The following is a 22503-nucleotide window of genomic DNA, read 5'->3' as shown; positions in this document are numbered from 1 at the left end:
GCGGTTTCACCCCCTATCGTAGGCAAGTATGAAGAAGACCTCCGTTTCAGATCTTCATATCCACGGCTTCCGGATTCGGCCGGAGTCGAGAGGACGATTGCTCCGGCAAACGCCCGCCATCCTGTGGTTCACGGGGCTGTCGGCAGCTGGAAAGTCGGCGATTGCCGACAAGGTCGAGGCACTACTGCATGCGTCCGGCCAACTCACCTACATTCTCGATGGAGACTCCATCAGGCTCGGTCTATGCAAGGATCTCGGCTTTGCGGATGCGGATCGCCACGAGAACGTGCGGCGCGTGGCCGAAGTTGCAAAATTGATGGCTGACGCGGGGCTCGTAGTGCTGGTGTGCCTCATTTCGCCGTTCCGTCGCGATCGGGAACTCGCCAGATCCACCGCGGGTAGGCACCGTTTCGCCGAAATCCACGTTCACGCTAGTTTGGCCGTAGCCGAATCTCGCGATCCCAAGGGACTGTATCGGCTTGCGAGAACTGGCGCCATACAGCATTTCACCGGCATCGACTCGCCGTATGAACAGCCGACGGTCCCGGACGTATTCATCGACACATGTTCGAAGTCCATCGATGAAGGCGCGGACCTTGTGGTGAACTGGCTCAATAGCCGCTAGTTGGAGCGAGACGAGTGTGGGCACACCGCAGAACAGGATTCGATAACCCGATGTCCATGGCGGACGAGCGGCTCGATCGACGACAGTTGCCGGAGCGGGCGAAACGTCGACACTCGCATGTTGCATACCCTCCTTCCAGCGAACCCGGTGCCAGGGAGGTGAGTTTCTTCAGCCACCCATCTGATTGCACTGCGCTCACGCGGACCAAGGTAGACAGATGATTGATTACGGCAATCTCAATTGCTATCGCGGACGATCGCAGCCGCGGTCGCGGTTGCGCGACCCAGCGTTGCTTCCGGCAGCAAATCGGCCTTTCGGCCGTGCCGCATCGATCACTGTCCTGCTTTCACTAGTCTATTCACTTTCCGGCTGCACAGTCGGCCCCGAATATCGCACTCCCGCGCCGCCCGCGACCGACAACTATACACCGACGGCCCTACCCGAACACACGGCTTCGTCGCCCGGTGCGACGGGTCTTGCGCAGCAGTTCAAGGCTGGCGGCGAGCTGCCTGCACAATGGTGGACCCTTTACCGTTGCGAGCCCCTCGACGCGCTGATACGCGAGGCCCTCTCAAATAGCCCGAATATCGCTGCAGCCAGCGCGGCGCTGCGCCAGGCGAACGAAAATCTGCGCGCGCAAACTGGGATCGATCTATATCCCGCCATCGATGTCAAGCTCAATGCTACTCGCGAAAAGCTCAATGGCACGACGCTAGGCCAGCCCAGCCTGAAAAGAATACTAAGTCTGTACAACGCATCAGTGAACGTTTCCTACAACCTGGATCTCTTCGGGGCTGCACGGCACGAACTCGAGGCGCTGGGCGCGCAGGTCGACTTCCAGAGTTTGCAGCTACAGAGCACATACCTGGCGCTGTCAGCGAACATCGTCACCGCTGCAGTCAGCGAAGCTTCCCTCCGCGAGCAGATTGACGCGACCGAGCGTATCGCCGCGGATGAGGAGACTCAGCTCGGTGTATTGCGTAAGCAGCTTGAGTTCGGCGGTGTGGGTCGCGTGGCCGTGCTCTCGCAGGAAACGTTGCTCGCACAAACGCGCGCTACCCTGCCGCCACTGCGGCAGTCTCTCGATCGGGCGCGACATCAGCTTGCCGTGCTCGCGGGTAAACCGCCTAGCGATAACAGCGTTCCCGAGTTCAGGCTGTCGATGTTCACCCTACCGCAGACCTTACCTGTCGCCCTCCCTTCGTCGCTCGTCCGTCAACGTCCGGACATCCTAGCTGCGGAAGCCCTGCTGCGTCAGGCGAGCGCCCAGGTCGGCGTCGCAACCGCGAACATGTATCCGCAGCTTACGCTGTCCGCAAACTACGGCCCGCAATCATTAACGCCAGCGGGCATGCTGAAGTACGCGGACATGATCTGGAACATCGGCGCGGGGCTCACGCAGCCGATCTTTAACGGAGGCCAACTGAGCGCTAAAAAAGCGCGCGGCGGAAGCTGCCTTCGATGAGGCCAACGGGCAATACAGGCAAACGATACTGCTTGCATTCGAAGATGTCGCGGATACGCTCCGCGCACTCGATCACGATGCAACCGCACTCGCCGCGCAAACCGAAGCGTGGCGTGCAGCCAGCAGCTCGCTCCAGCTGACGCGTGGCCAGTTTCGTGCCGGCGGTGTCAGTTATCTAGCTCTGCTCGATGCGCAGCGTCAATACCAGCAGACAATCGTCAATCTCACCCAGGCCCGCGCTGCACGCTACGCAGACACGGCCGCATTGTTCGAAGCACTGGGCGGCGGCTGGTGGAGTGACACTGCGAGGATCCAGACAGGACAGGCGGACTCCGATATCAACCCGCAGTGAACTCTCTTTCTGCTTGCCGCGCCCCGCATCGTTTCAATGCTGCGCGTCCAACGGGATCTGTTCCATATCAGTTTGCCGTGCAAGGACACGACGATGACGACAAATAAACCAACAGCGAAACGGATGATCACCATGCTGATCTGCATGGGCACTCTGCTTGGCGCGCTGATCGGTGTCAACCTGTACAAGGCGCATATGATCCGGAAATTCATGGCGCACAACGCGGTGCCGGCTGCTACCGTCACGTCCGCCGTCGTGAGCTATCAGACATGGCAGCCACAGCTTGCCGCTGTGGGCAGCCTGCGTGCCGTGCGCGGTGTCGACGTGACGACTGAAGTGGCTGGACTCGTTCGCGAGATCGCATTCAAGTCCGGCGAGGAAGTCAAGGCCGGACAGGTGCTCGTGCGTCTGAACGACCGCTCGGACCGCGCGCAGCTCGCCTCGCTAAGAGCTGCCGCCGACCTATCGCAAACCGTCTATAACCGCGACACGGCACAGTACGACATTCAGGCGATCGCCAGGGCGCAAGTCGATGCTGATGCCGCCGACCTGAGAAGCAAACGAGCACAAGTCGAACAGCAGGCCGCACTGGTCGAGAAAAAAACGATTCGCGCGCCTTTCGCGGGACGCGTGGGCATCACGACAGTCAATCCGGGCCAGTACGTCAATCCGGGCGACGCCATCGTTACGTTGCAAGCTATCGATCCCATCTACGTCGACTTTCACCTGCCCCAGCAGGAACTCGATCAATTACAGGTGGGACAGAGCGTCGCCGTAAATACAAGTGCATTCGTGAGCCGCGGCTTCGTGGGCAAGATCCGCGCTATCAACCCGCGCCTCGACAGCACGACGCGCAACGTGGAGGTCGAAGCGGCCCTCGACAACCGCGAGCGCAAACTGTTGCCGGGGATGTACGCTAGCGTAAAAGTCGATGTTGGTCACGAGCAGCGCTACCTGACACTGCCGCAAACAGCAATCACTTACAATCCCTACGGGGCAACAGTTTTCGTCATCAAACCGGGCGAACATAAGGACGCACGCGGCAAAACCATGCCCGTTGCGCAACAAATCTTCGTAACGCCAGGACCCACGCGCGGCGATCAGGTTGCGATCCTGAAGGGCTTAGACGAAGGCGCACTAGTGGTAACGAGCGGCCAGCTCAAGCTGAAGAACGGCACACCGCTCGTAATCGACAATGGCGTGTTGCCGGCAGACAGTCCTGCTCCGACGCCCCAAGAACAATAAGAGTTCCTCAGATGGATTTCACCGATATCTTTATCAAACGGCCGGTCCTCGCGTCCGTGGTAAGCCTGTTCATCCTCGTGCTGGGCTTACGTTCCCTGTCGACACTCAAGGTTAGCGAATATCCCCAGACTGGCACTGGCGTCGTTACCATCACCACCTCGTACTATGGCGCTAGCGCCGAGACTATGGCCGGCTTCGTTACTCAGCCGCTCGAAGCCGCGATCGCACAGGTGCAAGGCATCGATTACATGTCGTCGAAGAGTAGCACGGGTGTCTCAAGTATCACCGCGACTCTGCGCCTGAACTACGATCCGAACCGCGCGTTAACAGAGATCAACACCCAAATCGCGTCTATGCGCAACCAGTTGCCACCCCAAGCGCAACAGCCAGTGTTGACGATTCAGGTCGGCCAGACTACTGACACGATGTATATGGGCTTCTACAGCGATGTGCTGCCAAGCAACAACGTCACTGATTATCTGCTGCGCGTTGTCAAGCCGAAGCTCGATTCAATTGAGGGCGTGCAAACCGCAGAGGTTCTCGGCGGCCGTCAGTTCGCGTTGCGCGCATGGCTTGATTCGACTAGGCTCGCAGCGCACAACGTCACGGCTTCTGACGTCTACACGGCACTCGGCAACAACAACTATCTGGCGACGCTCGGAACAACCAAAGGCCAGATGACCAGCGTCAGTCTAAACGCTGGTACCGATCTGCATTCCGTCGAAGACTTCAGGAAGCTGGTTGTCAAGCAGAAGAACGGCGCGATCGTGCGCCTAGAGGATGTCGCCAATGTCGTGTTGGGTGCGGACAACTACGACTCCAATGTCGCTTTTAGTGGAAAACGCTCGGTGTTCATCGGGATCAAGGTAGCACCCGACGCAAACCTGCTCGACGTAGCGAAACGTGTCAAAGCTGTGTTCCCTGATCTGCAGAAGCAGCTCCCCACGGGTGTGTCGGGCGACATCGTCTATGATGCCACGGACTTTATCGAGACTGCCATCGACGAAGTGGTGAAGACGCTCATCGAGGCACTACTGATCGTGACGCTCGTGATTTACCTGTTCTTCGGCAGCTTCCGCGCGGTGATAGTGCCCTTGTTCGCGATGCCGCTGTCTCTGATCGGCACATTCTTCATGATGCAGTTGCTCGGCTACTCCATTAATCTACTGACGCTGCTCGCGCTGGTGCTCGCGGTCGGACTCGTGGTCGATGACGCGATCATCGTGGTTGAGAATTTCGACCGGCACCTGACCACCGAGGGCAAGCGTCCCTTCGATGCCGCGCTCATCGCCGCACGGGAACTCAGTGGCCCGATACTCGCAATGACTGTTGTGTTGATTGCCGTCTATCTCCCCATTGGCTTCCAGGGCGGACTGACGGGCGCACTGTTCACGGAGTTCGCATTTACACTGGCAAGCGCGGTCACTATGTCGGGCGTGGTCGCGCTAAGTCTATCGCCGATGATGTGCTCGCGACTCTTTCACAACGAGCAGCAACCCGGACGCTTCAACCGTTTCGTCCATCAGCAGTTTGAGAAAGTGCATCGGGGTTATATGCGGCTCCTGCGCTCGATACTGGACACATGGACCGTATTCGTCGTGATGGGTGCAATTCTGTTATGCGGAACCATCTATTTATTTGCGACGTCACAGTCCGAACTCGCGCCCCAGGAGGACCAAGGCATCGTACTGTCGCTGATCCAGGGACCACCCAATGCGACGATCCAACAGATGCAGATGTATGCCGACCAGGTGTTCCAGATATCTAAGCAATTGCCCGAGTATGCGCAGATGTTTCAGTTGACAGGTGCGCCGACACTGAATCAGGGCTTCGGCGGCGTGCTCTTCACGACATGGGACAGGCGAAAGAGAGGTACCTCCGAGTTGCAACAGGAGCTTCAACAGAAGTGGAACGGCATCGCGGGCGCGCGAGTTGCCGCGTTCCAGTTTCCACCCCTGCCCGGTGCGCAAGGCTTCCCGGTGCAGTTCGTGATCAACACGACTGAGCCTTTCGATAACCTCAACGAGGTGACCCAAGCGGTTTTGCAACAGGCGCGCGAAAGCGGCATGTTCCTCTTTGTCGACAGTGACCTGAAGATCGACAAGCCCGAGACCGTTCTGATGGTCGACCGCGACAAGGTCGCCTCGCTCGGCCTTACGCAAAGCGACATGGGACAGGCGCTCGGAGCTGCGCTCGGTGGTAACTACGCGAATTATTTCTCGGTCGCCGGACGTTCGTACAAGGTGATTCCACAACTTCAGCAGGTCGACCGAATGAACCCATCGCAGCTACTAGACTACAACCTGCGCACTTCCGACGGCAGTATGATTCCTGCTTCGACTGTCTCGCATCTGAAGTCGACGGTTGTGCCCGAATCCATCAACCATTTTCAGCAAATGAATTCGGCAACGATCTCGGCCGTAGTCGCACCCCGCGTTTCGCAGGGCGAAGTACTCGAGTTCCTGCGCAACGCCACAACCCGCGTCGCTCCCTCAGGATACAACATGGACTATTCCGGACTTTCGCGCCAATTCATGCAGGAGTCCGGCGGCTTCGTAATCACTCTGATGTTCGCGGCGGTCATTGTGTTCCTTGCACTCGCGGCGCAGTTTGAAAGCTTCCGCGATCCCATCGTCATTCTGGTATCAGTGCCGTTGGCGTTGTTCGGTGCGCTGATCTTCATTAACATCGGCGTTTCCACGCTCAACATCTACACGCAAGTCGGACTGGTCACACTCATGGGGCTTATCAGCAAGCATGGCATTCTCATCGTGCAGTTCGCGAATGAGTTACAGCGTTCAGGCCGCAGCAAGCGCGAAGCTCTTGAAGAAGCGGCAGGCGCGCGCCTGCGCCCGATCGTCATGACTACAGCCGCCATGGTGCTTGGTGTTCTGCCGCTAGTGATTGCGTCCGGCGCCGGCGCGGCAGGGCGCAACGCGATCGGCCTGGTAATATTCACAGGACTGTCTATCGGCACTCTGTTCACACTGTTCGTTGTCCCGTCGATGTACATGTTGTTAGGTGCAGAACATCACGAGAAGACAACAGCAATGACGTGACCGCCATCCATTGTGCAGTTTTTCGCGCACTCCTCGCGCCGCGGTGTGGCTGGAGCAAACAGCTTGCGATGACTGCAAGGACTGCCTTCATGCGGGTCTTTGTGTCTCGCCATTGATCAGCCCCACGTATCTGAGGACACGAAGACTCGCCTAAGATCAGGGATAGCCTAGGCTAGCGGTAAGCCTAGACATTATGTGAAACCGTTGAATTTATCAGTGAACCGGAGCGCCGTCGGCGAGGCGTTTACCCGAACCAGGCGTCCGGTCGGACCGAGCGGGGTGGCGGCGATGAAAGCTGACGACACGTCGTACCGTCATCAGAGCACCAGGACGACCGGTGTCGGAACCTTATAGGAAGGCCTGGAATGGGGCGCACAAAGACGTGTTTGCGCGCCCGCCTTGGTGCGGGGGGCGACGATTGAAAGCGGTCTGCGAAGTTCTCGGCGCGGCCCACTATGACGTAGCAGTGACAACGGGCTCGCTTGTCCGATTGGCAAGCGGTCGTAGCGCCACACCGTCCGATGACTCAGAATGTCTCGAAGAAATGCTGGTCCATGTAGCGCATTTTCTTCCGACTTCAGGCGTCTGGGCGCTCCGGCATTCCGGTCGAGAACAGACCGCCCCGTAGCTAACCACAAGCGCGTGTATCGGGTTATCCGAGAGCATCATCTGCTGCTGCGCCGTCTCGGCGCGCTGCGATACACGCGGCAGCACGACGATCGTGTTGTTGCCGTGGACAACAACAATACCATTCGTGGTCCGATGGCTTCAAGTTCCGGTGCGACGTAAGCGGCTCGTGCCGGCCGTTATAGACGGTGGCTGAGGTCGACATCAAAGTGATGTCCATCATTTCCGATCTGATGGGCACCACTTTGACACAGTCTGCAGAGAAGAAGCCAGGTACACGAACGGGGCGCCCGAATTACCCCCGGGAGCTTCGTGAGCGACTGGCAGCGGCAGCTTGCGAGCCTGGCGTATCAGTCTCAAAGCTGGCCCGGGAGAATGGCATCAACGCGAACATGCTGTTCACCTGGCGGCGGCGATATCTGGACGATCAGCAAGCTCGATCTGCCGGGCTCATTCCGGTCGTATTGCTCAGCGACACGCCAACAGAGGTCATTGCATCAGCTCCGGTAGAAGCGCAAGCGCTGGGCGCGAAGCCTGTCTCACCGGTCGGCACGATCGAGATCCGGATCGGTCGTGCGGTGGTTAAAGTGGACGGCCTGGTTGATGCCGATATGTTGCGGATCGTGCTGGGCAGTCTGCGCTCATGATCTCCCTACCGGCAGGCACGCGCATCTGGATCGCTGCTGGCGTCACCGATATGCGATGCGGGTTCCAGGGGTTGGCAGCGAAGGTGCAAACAGCGCTTGAGGAGAATCCTCTGGGCGGCAACGTCTACATCTTCCGGGGCCGTCGCGGCGATCTGATAAAAATTCTCTGGGCCACGGAGGACGGAATCTGGCTTCTCGCGAAGCGGCTTGAACGAGGCCGTTTTATATGGCCCCAGGCCGACGGTGGCAAGGTGCATCTGAGCTCTGCACAGCTGTCGATGCTGCTTGAGGGCATCGACTGGCGACAGCCCCGTCGCACCGCCGCATTATCGATGTTGTAAACCGCGCGGCAGACTCGTAAACTACGGCGCATGTCGAGCGGCGCCGATCTTCCTGACGATGTCGAACTCCTGAAGGCCTTGCTGGTCGAGGCTCGTAGTCTGCTTGCCGAACGCGATGTCGAGATTGAGCAGCTCAAGGCCCAGATCGACAAGCTCAGGCGCATGCAGTTCGGTCGCAAGTCCGAGCAGCTGCAGCGGCAAATCGAGACGCTCGAGACTCAACTCGAGGATCTGGCCGCCGGGCGCGGCGTTGCGGATGTGCAGCGTGCGCAGGCTCGCGGTGCAAATGCGTCCGCCTCGATTGCGAGGACGGACGAAGCATCTTCGAGGCAAGCGCTTCCCGCGCATCTGCCGCGCGAGGATCATGTACTCGGGCCCGAATCGAGTTGCCCGGACTGCGGTCAACCAATGCAGGTGCTCGGCGAGGACGTGTCCGAACAACTCGCCCGGGTCGCAGCTGCGTTCAAGGTCATTCGCACGATCCGGCGCAAACTGGTTTGCCCCTCCTGCAGTACTATCACCCAGCCACCGATGCCCGGCCTGCCGATCGAGCGCAGCATCGCCCATCCGAGCTTGCTGGCAGACATCCTCGTCTCGAAGTATGCAGACCACCAGCCGTTGTACCGGCAATCGGCGATCGCGGCGCGCGACGGCGTGACGCTTGACCGGGCCAGCATGGGCCGATGGGTCGGCTGCGTATTTCGGCGAACGTGACCGCCGATTTCGGGAACGTGACCGATCCGGCGGGGTGAGGCGTTGCGCGGTGTTGATTGTAGATTTCCTTGTTAGTTCTGGTCGAGTTTGGGCTCCAGGACGTTGGGTTTTGGGGATGCTTTTCTGAGGGATTCACCGGTGAGCGTGATCCGGTGATGACGCTGCATGAGGCGGTCGAGCATTGCGTCGGCGATGGTCTCGTCGCCGATCCATCCATGCCAGTGCTCAATCGGTAACTGGCTGGTGATGATGGTCGCCTTTCCCGCCGAGCGGTCATCGATCATCTCGAGCAGATCGTTTCGAACCATCGTATCGAGAGGCGCCATTCCCCAATCGTCCAGCAGAAGTACGTCAACGCGGGCAACCTGCAGCAGCCATTTTGTGAAGCCGCCGTTGCCGTGCAGAACGCGAAGCTCTTCGCCAAGTCGTGGCACGCGCAGATACAAGGCTGAATGCCCACGCCGGCAAGCGTATTGGGCCAGGGCGCAAGCGAGCCACGATTTCCCGGCGCCGGTTGGGCCGCTGATGAGCAGGCTGTAGCCGGCTTCGACCCAGTCACCGAGCGCGAGACTCGTGAGTGAGCGCGGATCGACGCCACGGCCAGCGCGCGTGTCGAGATCTTCAATGGCGGCTTATCCGGCACGATCAGCTGCGGCACGCCACCATAGAAGGTCAGCGCACGTGCGATGCCGCTCAGCCAGTCCTCCATCGTTTCGGCTGGCGTCGCGCATGCGAACGTGTAACTCGATGCGCCCATGGCCGCCACGAAGATGTGCGCGCGGCGTCCAGTCGTCAGCGGCAACGTGGGGCCGGCGAAGTCGACAAACAGTTTCTCGCCGGCGCGGTGAATCTGACGCATCGAGCGCTTCAGGCGTTTCGTGAACGCCTTGTAGTGCTCGCAGAACTGCGTATAGCGGTAGGTCTGCCGGTCCGCAAACTCGGCCTGGTACTCCTCCCACAGCAACGTCAGCGTCATGCCCTTGCGACGCAGCTCCTGGTGGATGCGTCCGTAGTCGGGCTGGGCGTAGCCTGCTGGCCCCGTGGGCTTGCCGAGGAGCCGCCGCTCGAGGTCGCCTTCATCCATATCGCTGGCGCTTGCCCAGTCCAGCCCGGCGGCACCGGCCAGTCCTATGTACTTCGTGACCACGCCCTTGGATATGCCCAGTGACGCGGCGATCCGATCGTGCGAGAAACCGCCGTCGAATTTAAGTCGTAAAACGTCCTTGATCATGCGCATGTTCATCCGGTGCGCGGCCATGCTCTCTCCGGCAAAAGCCGGCGAGCATAGCCCGCGTAGTTGATGTCATGCGCAACGCCAATCCTGCCTTCCGGTCCGCACGGTCACGTTCCCGAAATGCCCGGTCACGTTGCCGAAATCGCCGGTCACCATCCCGAAACGGCCGGTCACGTTCGTCCGAAATACGCAGTCGGCCAGTGCGAGGCACTGTGCGCACCGCTAACAGAGGCGCTGCGCCGCTATACCGTGTCCGCCACCAAGCTGCACGCGGATGACACGCCGATCCCGGTGCTCTCACCGGGCAACAGGAAGACCCGCACCGGCCGGCTATGGGTCTACGTGCGCGACGATCATCGCTCCGGCTCGGCGCAACCTGCTTCAGTCTGGTTCGCGTACTCGCCGAACCGGCAAGGCATCCATCCTCAAACCCATCTCGCCAGCTTCAAAGGGATTCTGCAAGCGGACGCTTACGCGGGCTTCGACGAATTGTTCCGCGATGGCTTGATACGCGAGGCGGCATGCCATGCCCACGCGAGGAGAAAGTTCTACGACATCCATGTGCGCACGCCATCTGACACAACACAAAAGGCACTCGAATATATTGGCGGGCTCTATGACATTGAGGCCTCCATTCGCGGCAAGCCCGCCGCCGAACGGCTGCGAATACGGCAGGAGAATGCCAGACCTCTGCTTCAGATCTACGAAGCGTGGCTCAGGGCAAAGCTCGAAACGCTGTCGTCGAAGTCCGATACGGCCAAGGCGATCAACTATACGCTGAACCAGTGGAGCGCACTGACGTTGTATTGCGAAGACGGTACGCTCGAGATCGACAACAACATCGCGGAGAACGCGCTGCGTTGTGTAAGCCTGGGTCGGAAAAATTTTTTATTCGCCGGCTCAGACAGCGGCGGCGAACGCGCAGCCGCGATGTACGCATTGATTGGCACTTGCACACTGAATGACATCGATCCGCGTGCCTACCTCGACTATGTGCTAACCCATATCGCCGGTCACAAAATCAATCGCATCGACGAGCTCCTGCCTTGGCGTGTGGCCGACAAGCTGCACACGCCAGCCAGTTCGCCAAAGCCCTCTACCTGACCGGCAGCTCCAGTTCACCATCATGCTTTACGCGCACCGCGAATGGACGAACGGCCCAGCTGAGCCGCTTACCATTCTCCTGCCGTATTCGCAACCGCTCGGCGGCTGGCCTGCCGCGAATGGAGGCCTCGATGTCATAGAGCCCGCCAATATATTCGAGTGCCTTTTGTGTTGTGTCAGATGGCGTGCGCACATGGATGTCGTAGAACTTTCTCCTCGCGTGCGCATGGCATGCCGCCTCGCGTATCGAGCCATCGCGGAACAATTCGTCGAATCCCGCGTAAGCGTCCGCTTGCAGGATCCCTTTGAAGTTGGCGAGATGGGTTTGAGGATGGATGCCTTGCCGGTTCGGCGAGTACGCGAACCAGACCGACGCCGGTTGCGTCGAGCCCGAGCGTCTGCGAGCAAGCTCGGATGGGCGATGCTCCGCTCGATCGGTAGGCCGGGCATCGGCGGCTGGGTGATAGTGCTGCAGCATGGGCAAACCAGTTTGCGCCGGATCGTGCGAATGACCTTGAACGCCGCTGCGACCCGGGCGAGTTGTTCGGATTCGTCCTCGCCAAGCACCTGCATTGGGTGTCCGCAATCCGGGCAACCTGATTCAGGCTTGAGCACATGATCCTCGCGCGGCAGATGCGCGGGAAGCGCTTGCCTCGAAGATGCTTCGTCCGTCCTCGCAATCGAGGCGGACGCATTTGCACCGCGAGCCTGCGCACGCTGCACATCCACAACGCCGCGCCCAGCCGCCAGATCCTCAAGTTGAGTCTCGAGCGTCTCGATTTGCCGCTGCAGCTGCTCGGACTTGCGACCGAACTGCATTCGCCTGAGCTTGTGGATCTGCGCCTTGAGCTGCTCAATCTCGACATCGCGTTCGGCAAGCAGGCTACGGGCCTCAACCAGCAAGGCCTTCAGGAGCTCGACATCGTCAGGAAGATCGGCGCCGTTCGACATGCGCCGTAGTTTACGAGTCCGCCGCGCGGTTTACAACATCGATAGTGCGGCAGTGCGACGGGGCTGTCGCCAGTCGATGCCCTCAAGCAGCATCGACAGCTGTGCAGAGCTCAGATGCACCTTGCCACCGTCGGCCTTGGGCCATATAAACCGGCCTCGTTCAAGCCGCTTCGCTAGCAGCCAGATTCCATCCTCCGAGGCCCAGAGAATCTTTACCAGATCGCCCCGACGGCCCCGGAAGATGTAGACGTTGCCGCCCAGCGGATTCTCCCCAGGCGCTGTTTGCACCTTCGCTGCCAACCCCTGGAACCCGCATCGCATATCGGTGACGCCAGCAGCGATCCAGATGCGCGTGCCTGCCGGTAGGGAGATCATGAGCGCAGACTACCCAGCACGATCCGCAGCATATCGGCATCAACCAGGCCGTCCACTTTAACCACCGCACGACCGATCCGGATCTCGATCGTGCCGACCGGTGATACAGGCTTCGCGCCCTGCGCGGGCGCTTCTACCGGAGCTGACTCAATGACCTCCGTCGGCGTGTCGCTGAGCAAAACGACCGGAATGAGCCCGGCAGATCGAGCTTGCTGGTCAGCCAGATAACGCCGCCGCCAGGTGAACAGCATGTTCGCGTTGATGCCATTCTCCCGAGCCAGCTTCGCGACTGATACGCTAGGCTCGCAAGCTGCTGCTGCCAGTCGCTCACGCAGCTCCCGGGGGTAGTTCGGCCGCCCCGTTCGGGAACCCGGCTTCTTCTCCGCAGACTGTGTCAAAGTGGTGCCCATCAGATTGGAAATGATGTGCATCACTTTGATGTCGCCCTCAGCCACTGTCTATAACGGCCGGCACGAGCCGCTTACAGTCGGCCAGCCAGCATGCTTCCTCAAGGATGGCCGCTTCCCCCGGCGAAGGCGGCGCACCGCCGTCCTCTTCCGTCATCACACCATTCATGTCCATGTCGTCACCAAATCGTTAATGCATGCCTCCGGACGCGGCATCGAGATGCTTGTCCGACGTAGATGCGTCGTACACCGGCTGGTATCACCTGACGTGCCTACGCTTATTGATTACGCTTCACGCCATTTTGCGCATGATGGCATGCGAGCCAACGTGCATCGTTGCGAAGCGATGTCTGGCGAATGATCCAAGGCGGGCGGTCTACGCTGACGAACGATTGTCGAAGCCGTCCTCTGGATCGCCTTCCTCGCCCGGCAAGACGTTTCATCGCTCAATAACGTTCGAATCATCTTGGCCTGCTCGCGAAAAAGACAAGATGTAAGCACATTTCATCGAATGTAAACAGCCCCTAGATGCTGTGTGGAAGGGCTGCGTCAGGCGCGCCCGTTTGCGTGCTCCTTCGGAGAAAACGAGTGTGCAAATCCCGTTTTACTCCAGTCGGGCTTACTGCCACTGCCCTCCCACATAGCATCTAGGTGGCATCGAAGTCATGCACATGATCGTCAAGGGGAAATTGAACGATGGCGGCGTTTGGCAAACTCCCGCACATCAGTTCTATTCGCTGGCTGGACAAGGAATCCATGCCATATCGGTCTTGACCGACCTCTCGATCTTACTGCGACAGAACCCGCTTGGATCCACGCCCCTGTCAGGCAATGCGCTCGCGTTTAACGTGCAGAAACCTGCCGCATTATGATCTCCGTCATCCGCTCGATATGCAATAGCAATTCCGGCACCGCCGTCGCCTCCCAAAAGCGTCTTCTAAGCGCAGGGCCAATATAAAACAGCGATGGATTCGTACAGCTATTGACTCGAACCACGCGGTAAGACTCATCAACACACAACCCCGCCCAGTCAAATTTTGCAATCCCGTCGCGCCGTAACTGATCAAAAAGAGAATCACACACGTGTGCTATAGGCCGGTGTATGCAATCTGCATGCGGTTCTGTATCTGACGCCGTAGCTCGATGCGCTGGAGCCATCCCGACACCGGTGCAATTCACGAAATACGATGCGTGCACAACGCGCGAGCCCGTTGCTGCGCGCGGGCGAATAGCCAGCAGCAGCCCGTCGCCATGTGCGCTGATTGTCTCGATTCGCCCCCCCATAAGCGAGAGACGCCCACTCATCCTGAGTGACGCGACAAACGCTGCCGTGGAAGCTGGCTGTCGGTGACGATGTGTGTCCCAGTAAGGCGCAATATGGCGCACGAAAGCGCGCCGGTCGGCCTCAGACCAGTTTGACCAGATCTGCGGTACCGCTGGACGCAGGCTATCGATCACCTCGCGCCAGTCACCGCCTCTCGCGCGATGTTCAGCAATGACTTTGCGTACGACAGTGGTGCAATGCCTAGGGCCGGCAGTCAGTTGATCGAGAAGCGACCGCCGCGCTTCTGGCTGAAGTCTCGGCGGTGACTGGCAGTGGTGTTGGGGCAACAAACCACGGCGGGACATAAGCGTGAAGCGCAACTTTTCGCTGCGCCGGTGCAGCGCGTAAACAACGTCGAGTGCCGTCAGACCAGACCCGCACATGAAGAAATGGCTGCCATCCGGCACGGTCGGCAGTTTAACTGCGTCCCAGGGATTCGCGAGGAAACGTTGATCGAGTGAAGCGCCACCGGTCGCTGCTACAGTGATGGAGCGGCGGCCATCGCTGTGCCCGGTCGCAAGAACGACGTGATCGGCAGAAATCTCCACACCCGTGTGCAAATGAACCTCCGTTCGGCCATCCTCGACGGGCTTCAGCGCCACGGCGTATCCGTCATGTTGAGAAAACTGATGCTTCCCGGGGTTTTCGACGGCTTGTTTTAGCAGATGTGCAAGATAATCACCGTACCACGCACGTGGCAGGAAATCATCGGGTTCGGCAGGACGGCCCCGCAGTCGGCAATAATCGATAAAGCCGTTGCCGTTGTCCCGCTCAACACTGAGGGTCCGTGCGGGGGCGTTCAGGAGCCAGCCCTCTTCGTCTGACCGATAAGCAATACCGCGCGAAACGCTATAGCTGTCATCGACCAGTGCGATCGACAGGGGCTTTGCGGTTTGATCCGACAGTAGCCATGTGGCCGTCATCGTCCCGCAAAAGCCGGCACCCACTATCACAATCGATACAGTCATTGCCACGGCTCCGATGGTTGTTCGTATCCGCTCACGCAGAAAATTAATTTTGACGTTCAGATGGATACCCGCTCCGATGGAGTCGCTTGAATCGGGGCACGTCAGGAAAGCTCTCTTTCTGGCGCGGATAGTCGGAAGCTGTGCCGCGCGTCGCAGGAAGCGACTATGCGGCATTTCGCCCCAAGCTACAAAATCGATTGTTTGGATAACACTGATTCGCATCGCAAATGAATGGGTTCGGGACGGATGGGTGTGCCGTCTGGAGGGTGCCGTTCAAACCCAGTAGCGCACCTATTTCGCGTAGACCTCGCCACACCTCAATGGCATCGCAGCGCTGTCCACGAACCCTCAGACAGTGGGGCCGGCTAACGGGGCGTCAACAATACTCCGCAAATTGAGGCTCGGATAGTTGGGGCTTTCATACCCTTCATTTCGGGACATGGATTGCCGCATCAACGGTTTTGGCAGCTTCTCATTGATGGACAAGAGCTCCCGTGAAGTGTCGCGGCGCGCAGGGGTAGCAACGAAATTAGTTGCGCGAGCGGCGGGGAGGTAGGTGGGCTCCGTCTCCCCCAGTCGGCTTCACGCCCCTCCATCACCTGGCGTTGTTCTGGGTGCGGCGGTATCCGGTCAGTTGTCGCACGCGGCAGTTGCACGGTGTGCGCAGCTGTCCTCACGTGAGCAGCTTTAATCGTGCAGGGTGAACAGGGTTGAGCTGCCCATCCCCCGAATACGTGAGCGTTTCGCTGAGTACCGTCAAACAGGAGAGGCGGGTAAGCAAGGCTGACGGCGGTCGAGCCGCCTTCTGAAAATTTTTTGCACGCGCTCTTCAAATAACGGGTTTTTTGCCGATACCGGTAAATCTCGACAAAAAAAAGAAGCGCACCATGTCAGACGCCGTTGACCGTTTCGCCGGCGCACCCGGCGACCGCCCCCCCCTTCGCCTAGCAGGCTGTTGAATTTGGGTCCCGTGTAAACGGGGTTTGAGGGACGGGCGTTATGGATATCGTGTTCATGATCTTTGGCAGCGGATGCGATGCGCGGAATGGATGAGATGCAGGAACCCCTGTTCACGACGGTCAAGCTCGAGGACTTCGTCCCGGCAGATCACCCGTTGCGACCGATCCGGTTGCTGGTGAATGACGCGTTGAAACGGCTCAACGGGCTGTTCAGCGTCATCTACGCGGACACCGGCCGTGCCTCGATTGCGCCTGAGAAGCTGATGCGGGCGCTGCTGTTGCAGGTGTTCTACTCGGTGCGCAGCGAGCGCATGCTGATGGAGCAGATGCGCTACAACCTGCTGTTCCGCTGGTTTGTCGGGCTGGCGATTGAGGACGCGGTGTGGGACCACTCGGTGTTCTCGAAGAACCGCGACCGGCTTCTGGAGCATGAAGTCGTGGAAGCGTTCTTCACCGAAGTCATGAGCCTGGCGGACAAGCGGGGCTTGCTGTCGAGAGAGCATTTCTCGGTGGACGGCACGCTGATTCAGGCGTGGGCCAGTCACAAGAGCTTCCGCCGCAAGGACGGCCCGGACGATGGTCCGCCAGCCGGCGGTGGCCGCAACGCCGACACTGACTGGAAAGGCGAGCGACGTAGCAATGCCACGCACGAGTCGACTACTGATCCGGAGGCGCGATTGTTCAAGAAGAGCCACAAGAGCCCGGCCATCCTGTGCTACCACGGGCACATCCTGATGGAGAATCGCTCGGGGCTGGTGGTCGGCGCCGTGGTGAGTCACGCAGATGGTTTCGCCGAGCGGGCCAGCGCATTGCAATTGCTCGATTGCGTGCCAGGCGCTCATGCGAAGACAGTTGGTGCCGACAAGGCGTATGACACCCGCGACTTCGTGAACGATTGCCGCGCTCGCAACGTGACACCGCATGTCGCGCGCAACGATGAGCGTTGGGGCGGCAGCGCAATCGATGGTCGCACTTCGCGGCATACAGGCTACCGGATTAGCCAGATCATCCGCAAACGAATCGAAGAGCATTTCGGCTGGGGTAAAACGGTCGGTCGGATCCGGCAGACGGTCTATCGCGGTATCAAGCGCGTCGACCAGCACTTCAAGCTGACGATGGTTGCGAGCAATCTGACCCGCATGGCCCGAATGCCAGGGGTGGTGCCGCAAGGAGCGGCGCGATGAGCCGTCACGGCGTGAAGACTGCGCGCCAGCGGGGCTGCATGCGTGCGCATGCCCCGCGCGGATCGCGCGGCAAACCGGTAATTCAGCGGGAAATTGCACGCGCAAGTCTCCTGAACGTAGCTTCGGTCGTCATGACGGGGCGCTTTTCAACAGCCTGCTAGATCTTCATCGCTCGATCACGCTCACTGTGGCGATGGAGAGGCAGCGGACCTGGGGATCCGGGGCGAAAAGGCCTTGATCGTCGCGCCGGAGCGGGACGCTAGCTGGTTTCGGCGAGTGTGCCTCGCGACGGCCATGATCGCCGCCATTGCGTTGTATCTGTGGGCAGTGCTCTGGCCGCAACTCGACGGGCACTACACTGGGGACGCGGGCCGAATCAGCGCCGATGTGGTGTCCGATAAAAGCCAGACGCAAGTGATGCTCTCAGGTGACGCCGCTGGAGACAGCGCCGGGCAGCGCGTCGATGGCAACCGGAACATGACAACGGTCAGTTTTGGAAACGACGTCCTTCAGCGCCAGGTGCTGGAGGTTCATCCGTTCAACAGCGGACCTGGGCGATACAGGCTGGTCAACGGATGTCGCTCGATCACGCTCAACAAGAGCTCGCCAGGCAGCCGCTTCGTTCTGGCGCACCCCTACCTGACGGTTCTAGTTATCACGGCCGGCGTCCTGTTATTCATGGGCTGGGTGCTCAACCAGAAAGCGAAGGGTGAGCCAGAGGCGATCTTCCCGATGTGGCTCGCGTTCTTTGTCGCATTCTTTGCCAGTGTCGGGTTGCTTTGGTGGTCAGGCAATGCCGGGATGTTCGGGTTCGACGGCGTAGCCCGAAACCTCGTGGCGCGGGTCATTGCCCAGGGCGCCGAGTGGTTCCTTGCGGTGAACGACGAATGCACGTTGCTGCTAGGCAGCCTGGCGATGTTCGTCCTGCCGCAGTGGTGCGCGTATCTCGTCGCGGGCGCCAGCGGCGCGGCCCAGCGCTCGCGGTTTGTGGTCTTCGCGTGGAAATGGGTCGCGCTGTTCATCGCCAAGGCCTTCATCAGTGCGTCCGCCGTACTGCTGGGTATCGTCCTTGTTGGCAGCTACTACGCGTGGCTGAACCCCGAGCCGCTCAATGTCTGCGCGAATGCGATGACCGCCCTCCTGCTGCTGGTCCCAGGAGTGGCAATTTTCTGCACCGTTCCGCTCAAAAAGATGGAAGGCCGGACCGTCTCGCGCCGCGTCCGGCGGGTCCACAAGTGGATGCGCCGCAAGCTGCGCAAGCCTAAGGGCGCGGTCGCGCGGCAGATCGAACGGGAGGCGCGCGAGGCTGCGAAGCGAAAGGACGATCGTCTGTCGGCGGTTGCCGGCGGATGTGGCCAATGGGTGCGGAAGGAGTCGCGCGGCAGCGCGGCGTCGCGGCGGACGAAACATCGGCGGCGTCGTCAACACTGACGGCACGCTGGCCACCAAAGGTGGCAGTCTCGAGCGGCGCGCAGTTCAATGGCCGCTTCGCGGGTAATGTGGCGGCAGCTACCTGGAGCATCCAGGTCAGCATTAATGGCGCGCCGCGGACGCTTACGGGTGCCTGGGGCGTGCAGCGCACGGCCGCTGCCGAAGGCTGCGAGTGATTCGGTACCGGACCTGCAACGGTCTTAGGTAACAGAAGGGCAGACGGGCCGGGTTCCGCAACGAACCCGGCCCGTCCTTGAATCGACTCCACACCCATCGTGTTCCGCTGGCTCAGTTGCTCTGACACTGGCATGGCGTGCGCATGCTGGGTCTCTTCATGATCATGCCGGTCTTCTCGATCGACGCGAAGACCATTCCCGGCATCGGCGCGATGTCGTCGGCGGTGATCACGTTCATTGCTGATCTGACCGCGGAGGAACATCGCACGAAGGCGATGGCGATGGTCGGCGGCAGCATCGGCGTGTCGTTCGCGGTCGCGATCGTCGGCGCGCCGATCGTGTTCCACTGGCTCGGCATGAGCGGGCTCTTCACGCTGGTCGGCGTGTTCGCGATCCTCGCGATCGGTGTGGTGGTGTGGGTCGTGCCCGATGCGCCGAAGCCGGTGCACGTGCGCGCGCCGTTCGCCGAAGTGCTGCACAACGTCGAGCTGCTGCGCTTGAATTTCGGCGTGCTGGTGCTGCACGCGACGCAAACCGCGCTGTTCCTCGTCGTGCCGCGTATTCTCGAAGCGGGCGGGTTGCCGGTCGCGTCGCACTGGAAGGTGTATCTGCCGGTAATGGGGCTGTCGTTCGTGATGATGGTGCCGGCGATCATCGCCGCCGAGAAGCGCGGCAAGATGAAGATCGTGCTGCTGTCGGCGATCGCTCTTATCCTGACCGGCCAGTTGTTATTGGGCGTTGCTCCGCATACGATTCTGAGTGTGGCGGCCATCCTGTTCGTGTACTTTCTCGGCTTCAATATTCTCGAGGCCTCGCAGCCTTCGCTGATGTCGAAGCTCGCGCCCGGTACCCGCAAGGGAGCAGCGGCCGGCGTATACAACACCACGCAGTCGATCGGTCTCGCGCTGGGCGGGATGGTCGGCGGGTGGCTGCTGAAGGTGAACGGCCAGAGCGCGGTTTTCTCCGCCTGCTCCGGGCTGGTATTTTGCTGGCTTATAATCGTCGCAAGCTGAAAACAGCCGCCGCACATAGGAAAAAGCGCTGGCTCAAGACGTGCACTGTGCATGCTGTACCGCCAGCAACGGAGCCGACAGAAAGGAGTCCATAGCATCAGTGAATAAGGTCATTCTCGCGGGCAACCTCGAGGCCGATTGTCCAGTCCGCGCTGTTCTGTGCAGCGACGAAGCGGCGAACATCCGCCTAGCGACGACGGACCGCTACAAGGACAAGGCGTCGGGCGAAATGAAGGAAGCCACCGAGTGGCACCGCGTCGCGTTCTTCGGCTGCCTCGCGGAAATCGTCGCGGAATATCTGAAGAAGGGCGTGTCGATGTACGTCGAAAGTTGCATCCGCACTACAATTATCAGGCGCAGGACGGCACCGATCGCTTCTCGACCGAAAGTCGCGAACAGATGCAGTTGCTCGGCGGCCGAGGCGGTGCGGCGATGAAGGCGGTTACAGCCGTGGCGAGCCGCGGAGCGTAGCGGCGGTGGAAGTGTTGGTCGCGCGATGTCATCGGCCTGGGGCTGAGATATGCCGTAACCTCCGAAAACAATGGCTGGAGTATGTAATCTGTCGATTGAGCTCGCCTTACGCTCAAATGGAAACGGCGCCGTTATCAGCGCCGTTTCAAATGGGGAAGGGACTTCGCCCACGTCCGTCGAAAGATTCAGGCGGGCCCCTTCGGATCACGAACCCACCTTATGGAGGGCACATGACTCTAGCAAACTGGGGTATTGGCTGCTTGCAGCTAACTACCTCTGCACGAGCTTGGTCTATGTCGCGTTCGCGATGTATCACTGACGCAGTGCGGAAGCGATATCGCCGATGCTATCCGGCTTAAGCGTAGCACGTTTCGCTGGCTTAACCTAGCGTGACTGCCAGTCCCTCGCCCGCATCGCCTCTCTGCCGGTGCGAGGGTCTTTTCGCGTACGCTCAAAAATTCTCAATAAATCGGGATGCTCTACAAGGTGGTCGTCACGCTTTACGCAGCGGGCAACCTGGTCGGGATTCACCGTGTCACCAATCAGCGCTCGTTGCCCGCATCGGCCCGATGCTCGATGATTCCTGCTGTTGCGGTCATATAAGTTGCAAGGTTGGGTTGCGACCCGTTAACCGACAGCCCCCCAGTGAGTCCCCAGATAGCATAGATTCCCGCACGCGGTCGCGACACGACGTATTATTAATCGTGCAGACTACATTTATAAGTCAGACGATGGAAACCTTGGACCTCTCTCAGGCTACGGCTGCCGCTCACGCGGGCGGCGTCCTGTCCGCCATTCTGAAAGCCCAAGGCGGCTCTTTCTACGTCGAACTGGAAACCCGCTGGTACGGCCGTGCTTCTTACGTCGAACAATCGCCGGCCCCGCGCATTTCGCAATCCAGCCAAGGCACTCGAAGTGATTCGCGAACTTGGCCTGCAGACAGGGAAATTTTCGCTCGAGGCCTGGCGCCCAGATGAAGTTGAGCTCGACCGGCACAGCCGGCCCGACCGCGCCGAGGCGATGAAGGCCACGCATGCGAGCGCTGCCGCCTACGACAAGTGGGTGCGCGAGCAGGTACAGGACGCCATCGACGACCTGCGGCCGACAATCGCGCACGACGACGTAATGAAGAAAGCCGATGCACGCATCGAGGCGATGCGGAAGGGTAAGCGTGCGAAGGCTTGAATGGAAGGTACAGGCAGAAAACGATCTATTCGACATACTCGACTATATTGGCCGCGACAATCCGGATGCCGCACTCGGGTTGGTAGAAAAAATCCGCACCAAGGTTGACGGCCTTCGACAGCGCCCGACACTGTACTATCAAGGCTAGCGCCATCAGATACAGATCCGGACTGTTGCACGCCCAACGCAGCCGATTGCTGCGGCGTTTGGGGACTTTCATCTTCCGCATCGGCACCAGATTGCTGGGATCGCCCTCAAGGATGTGCGATGCCTGATCATCTCAGACTCAGCGACCCGGCCGCTACCGTCGCGGCGTCTGTCTGTGCAAATTGGTCAATCAGATGCTTACACAAAACGAACGGTTTGTCGGAAAACCGACGTCCAGACGCCTGCTTGATATCCGCGCCTAGAGACGTCTCGTCAACGATTTTCACGTGCAGACTCGACATGGTGCATAGGCTGCTTTGCAGCGGCTCGTGCCGGCACGCTTTCTGCGGGTACAGAGAAAGAACTGCATCTGGACAGATTCGTCGCTGCTTTGCAGTCACGGAACACAACCCGGTTCCATAACGTCTTTTCCAATCGAGGACACCAATGCGTCACAGATACGTCGTCAAGGGGCCATGTGGTGCCGGGCTTGCGACAC

The 22503-nt window shown here is 59.9% G+C and carries 12 protein-coding genes and 9 pseudogenes; 15 read left to right on the top strand and 6 right to left on the bottom strand.

Going from position 1 to position 22503, the window contains the following annotated elements:
- Window positions 1–28: 28 nt before the first annotated feature.
- The 7 genes and pseudogenes from cysC to QFZ91_RS23830 all read left to right on the top strand — a co-directional run.
- Window positions 29–625 (top strand): adenylyl-sulfate kinase, encoded by a 597-nt coding sequence (gene cysC, locus QFZ91_RS23860; RefSeq protein WP_429537698.1) that lies wholly within the window; start codon window positions 29–31, stop codon window positions 623–625.
- A 217-nt stretch (window positions 626–842) separates the two neighbouring features.
- A pseudogene (locus tag QFZ91_RS23855) lies at window positions 843–2442 on the top strand (efflux transporter outer membrane subunit).
- 93 nt (window positions 2443–2535) lie between these two features.
- Window positions 2536–3687, top strand: a complete 1152-nt coding sequence (locus QFZ91_RS23850; protein ID WP_429568719.1) for an efflux RND transporter periplasmic adaptor subunit — start codon at window positions 2536–2538, stop codon at window positions 3685–3687.
- An 11-nt stretch (window positions 3688–3698) separates the two neighbouring features.
- A complete protein-coding gene (locus QFZ91_RS23845) occupies window positions 3699–6746 on the top strand; it encodes an efflux RND transporter permease subunit (RefSeq protein ID WP_429524018.1) in 3048 nt (1015 codons plus the stop codon).
- 815 nt (window positions 6747–7561) lie between these two features.
- On the top strand, window positions 7562–8020 hold the full coding sequence (gene tnpA / locus QFZ91_RS23840) for an IS66-like element accessory protein TnpA (RefSeq protein ID WP_429568718.1): 459 nt from the start codon (window positions 7562–7564) through the stop codon (window positions 8018–8020).
- Window positions 8017–8361, top strand: a complete 345-nt coding sequence (gene tnpB, locus QFZ91_RS23835) for an IS66 family insertion sequence element accessory protein TnpB (RefSeq protein WP_429568717.1) — start codon at window positions 8017–8019, stop codon at window positions 8359–8361. The genes tnpA (QFZ91_RS23840) and tnpB (QFZ91_RS23835) overlap by 4 nt, the downstream gene beginning before the upstream one ends.
- A gap of 30 nt (window positions 8362–8391) precedes the next feature.
- Window positions 8392–9054, top strand: a pseudogene (locus QFZ91_RS23830) (IS66 family transposase zinc-finger binding domain-containing protein); the annotation flags it as partial.
- Between the two features lie 92 nt (window positions 9055–9146).
- On the opposite strand, the pseudogene QFZ91_RS23825 reads toward QFZ91_RS23830, so the two are convergent.
- Both QFZ91_RS23825 and QFZ91_RS23820 read right to left on the bottom strand, forming a co-directional pair.
- A pseudogene (locus tag QFZ91_RS23825) lies at window positions 9147–9707 on the bottom strand (ATP-binding protein); the annotation flags it as partial.
- Window positions 9689–10333 (bottom strand): annotated as a pseudogene (locus QFZ91_RS23820) (IS21 family transposase); the annotation flags it as partial. The pseudogenes QFZ91_RS23820 and QFZ91_RS23825, both read right to left, overlap by 19 nt.
- 168 nt (window positions 10334–10501) lie before the next feature.
- Here QFZ91_RS23820 and tnpC point away from each other — a divergent pair.
- A pseudogene (gene tnpC / locus QFZ91_RS23815) lies at window positions 10502–11413 on the top strand (IS66 family transposase); the annotation flags it as partial.
- Window positions 11414–11474: 61 nt separating this feature from the next.
- Here the strand turns inward: tnpC and QFZ91_RS23810 are convergent.
- The 3 genes and pseudogenes from QFZ91_RS23810 to tnpA (QFZ91_RS23800) form a co-directional block, all read right to left on the bottom strand.
- Window positions 11475–12364 (bottom strand): annotated as a pseudogene (locus tag QFZ91_RS23810) (IS66 family transposase); the annotation flags it as partial.
- Between the two features lie 30 nt (window positions 12365–12394).
- On the bottom strand, window positions 12395–12739 hold the full coding sequence (tnpB, locus tag QFZ91_RS23805; RefSeq protein WP_429568716.1) for an IS66 family insertion sequence element accessory protein TnpB: 345 nt from the start codon (window positions 12737–12739) through the stop codon (window positions 12395–12397).
- Window positions 12736–13194 carry an IS66-like element accessory protein TnpA gene (gene tnpA, locus QFZ91_RS23800; protein ID WP_429568715.1) on the bottom strand — a complete coding sequence of 153 codons (459 nt, stop codon included), beginning with the start codon at window positions 13192–13194 and terminating at the stop codon, window positions 12736–12738. The genes tnpB (QFZ91_RS23805) and tnpA (QFZ91_RS23800) overlap by 4 nt, the downstream gene beginning before the upstream one ends.
- 599 nt (window positions 13195–13793) lie before the next feature.
- Between tnpA (QFZ91_RS23800) and QFZ91_RS23795 the strand changes: the two are divergent.
- Window positions 13794–13889 (top strand): annotated as a pseudogene (locus QFZ91_RS23795) (IS6 family transposase); the annotation flags it as partial.
- 100 nt (window positions 13890–13989) lie between these two features.
- On the opposite strand, the gene QFZ91_RS23790 reads toward QFZ91_RS23795, so the two are convergent.
- The gene (locus QFZ91_RS23790) at window positions 13990–15438 is read right to left on the bottom strand and encodes an FAD/NAD(P)-binding protein (protein ID WP_429568714.1); all 1449 of its coding nucleotides are present in this window, start codon (window positions 15436–15438) and stop codon (window positions 13990–13992) included.
- A 1036-nt stretch (window positions 15439–16474) separates the two neighbouring features.
- Here QFZ91_RS23790 and QFZ91_RS23785 point away from each other — a divergent pair.
- From QFZ91_RS23785 to QFZ91_RS23760, 6 genes and pseudogenes are all read left to right on the top strand, one after another.
- A complete protein-coding gene (locus QFZ91_RS23785; protein ID WP_429522659.1) occupies window positions 16475–17581 on the top strand; it encodes an IS5 family transposase in 1107 nt (368 codons plus the stop codon).
- Between the two features lie 294 nt (window positions 17582–17875).
- Entirely contained in the window at window positions 17876–19012 is a 1137-nt protein-coding gene (locus QFZ91_RS23780) for a hypothetical protein (RefSeq protein WP_429568713.1), read from the top strand.
- Between the two features lie 319 nt (window positions 19013–19331).
- Complete coding sequence (locus QFZ91_RS23775) at window positions 19332–20201, top strand: MFS transporter (protein WP_429568712.1); 870 nt, start codon at window positions 19332–19334, stop codon at window positions 20199–20201.
- A 91-nt stretch (window positions 20202–20292) separates the two neighbouring features.
- Window positions 20293–20703, top strand: a pseudogene (gene ssb / locus QFZ91_RS23770) (single-stranded DNA-binding protein); the annotation flags it as partial.
- A 700-nt stretch (window positions 20704–21403) separates the two neighbouring features.
- Window positions 21404–21857 (top strand): annotated as a pseudogene (locus tag QFZ91_RS23765) (hypothetical protein).
- Complete coding sequence (locus tag QFZ91_RS23760) at window positions 21811–22005, top strand: type II toxin-antitoxin system RelE/ParE family toxin (RefSeq protein WP_429568711.1); 195 nt, start codon at window positions 21811–21813, stop codon at window positions 22003–22005. The pseudogene QFZ91_RS23765 and the gene QFZ91_RS23760 overlap by 47 nt, the downstream one beginning before the upstream one ends.
- Window positions 22006–22503 lie beyond the last annotated feature (498 nt).

The organism is Paraburkholderia sp. JPY419, from assembly GCF_050435705.1.
GTDB lineage: Bacteria > Pseudomonadota > Gammaproteobacteria > Burkholderiales > Burkholderiaceae > Paraburkholderia > Paraburkholderia youngii.
Note: the sequence above shows the minus strand (reverse complement) of the source record. Positions and strands in the feature narration are given on the sequence as shown.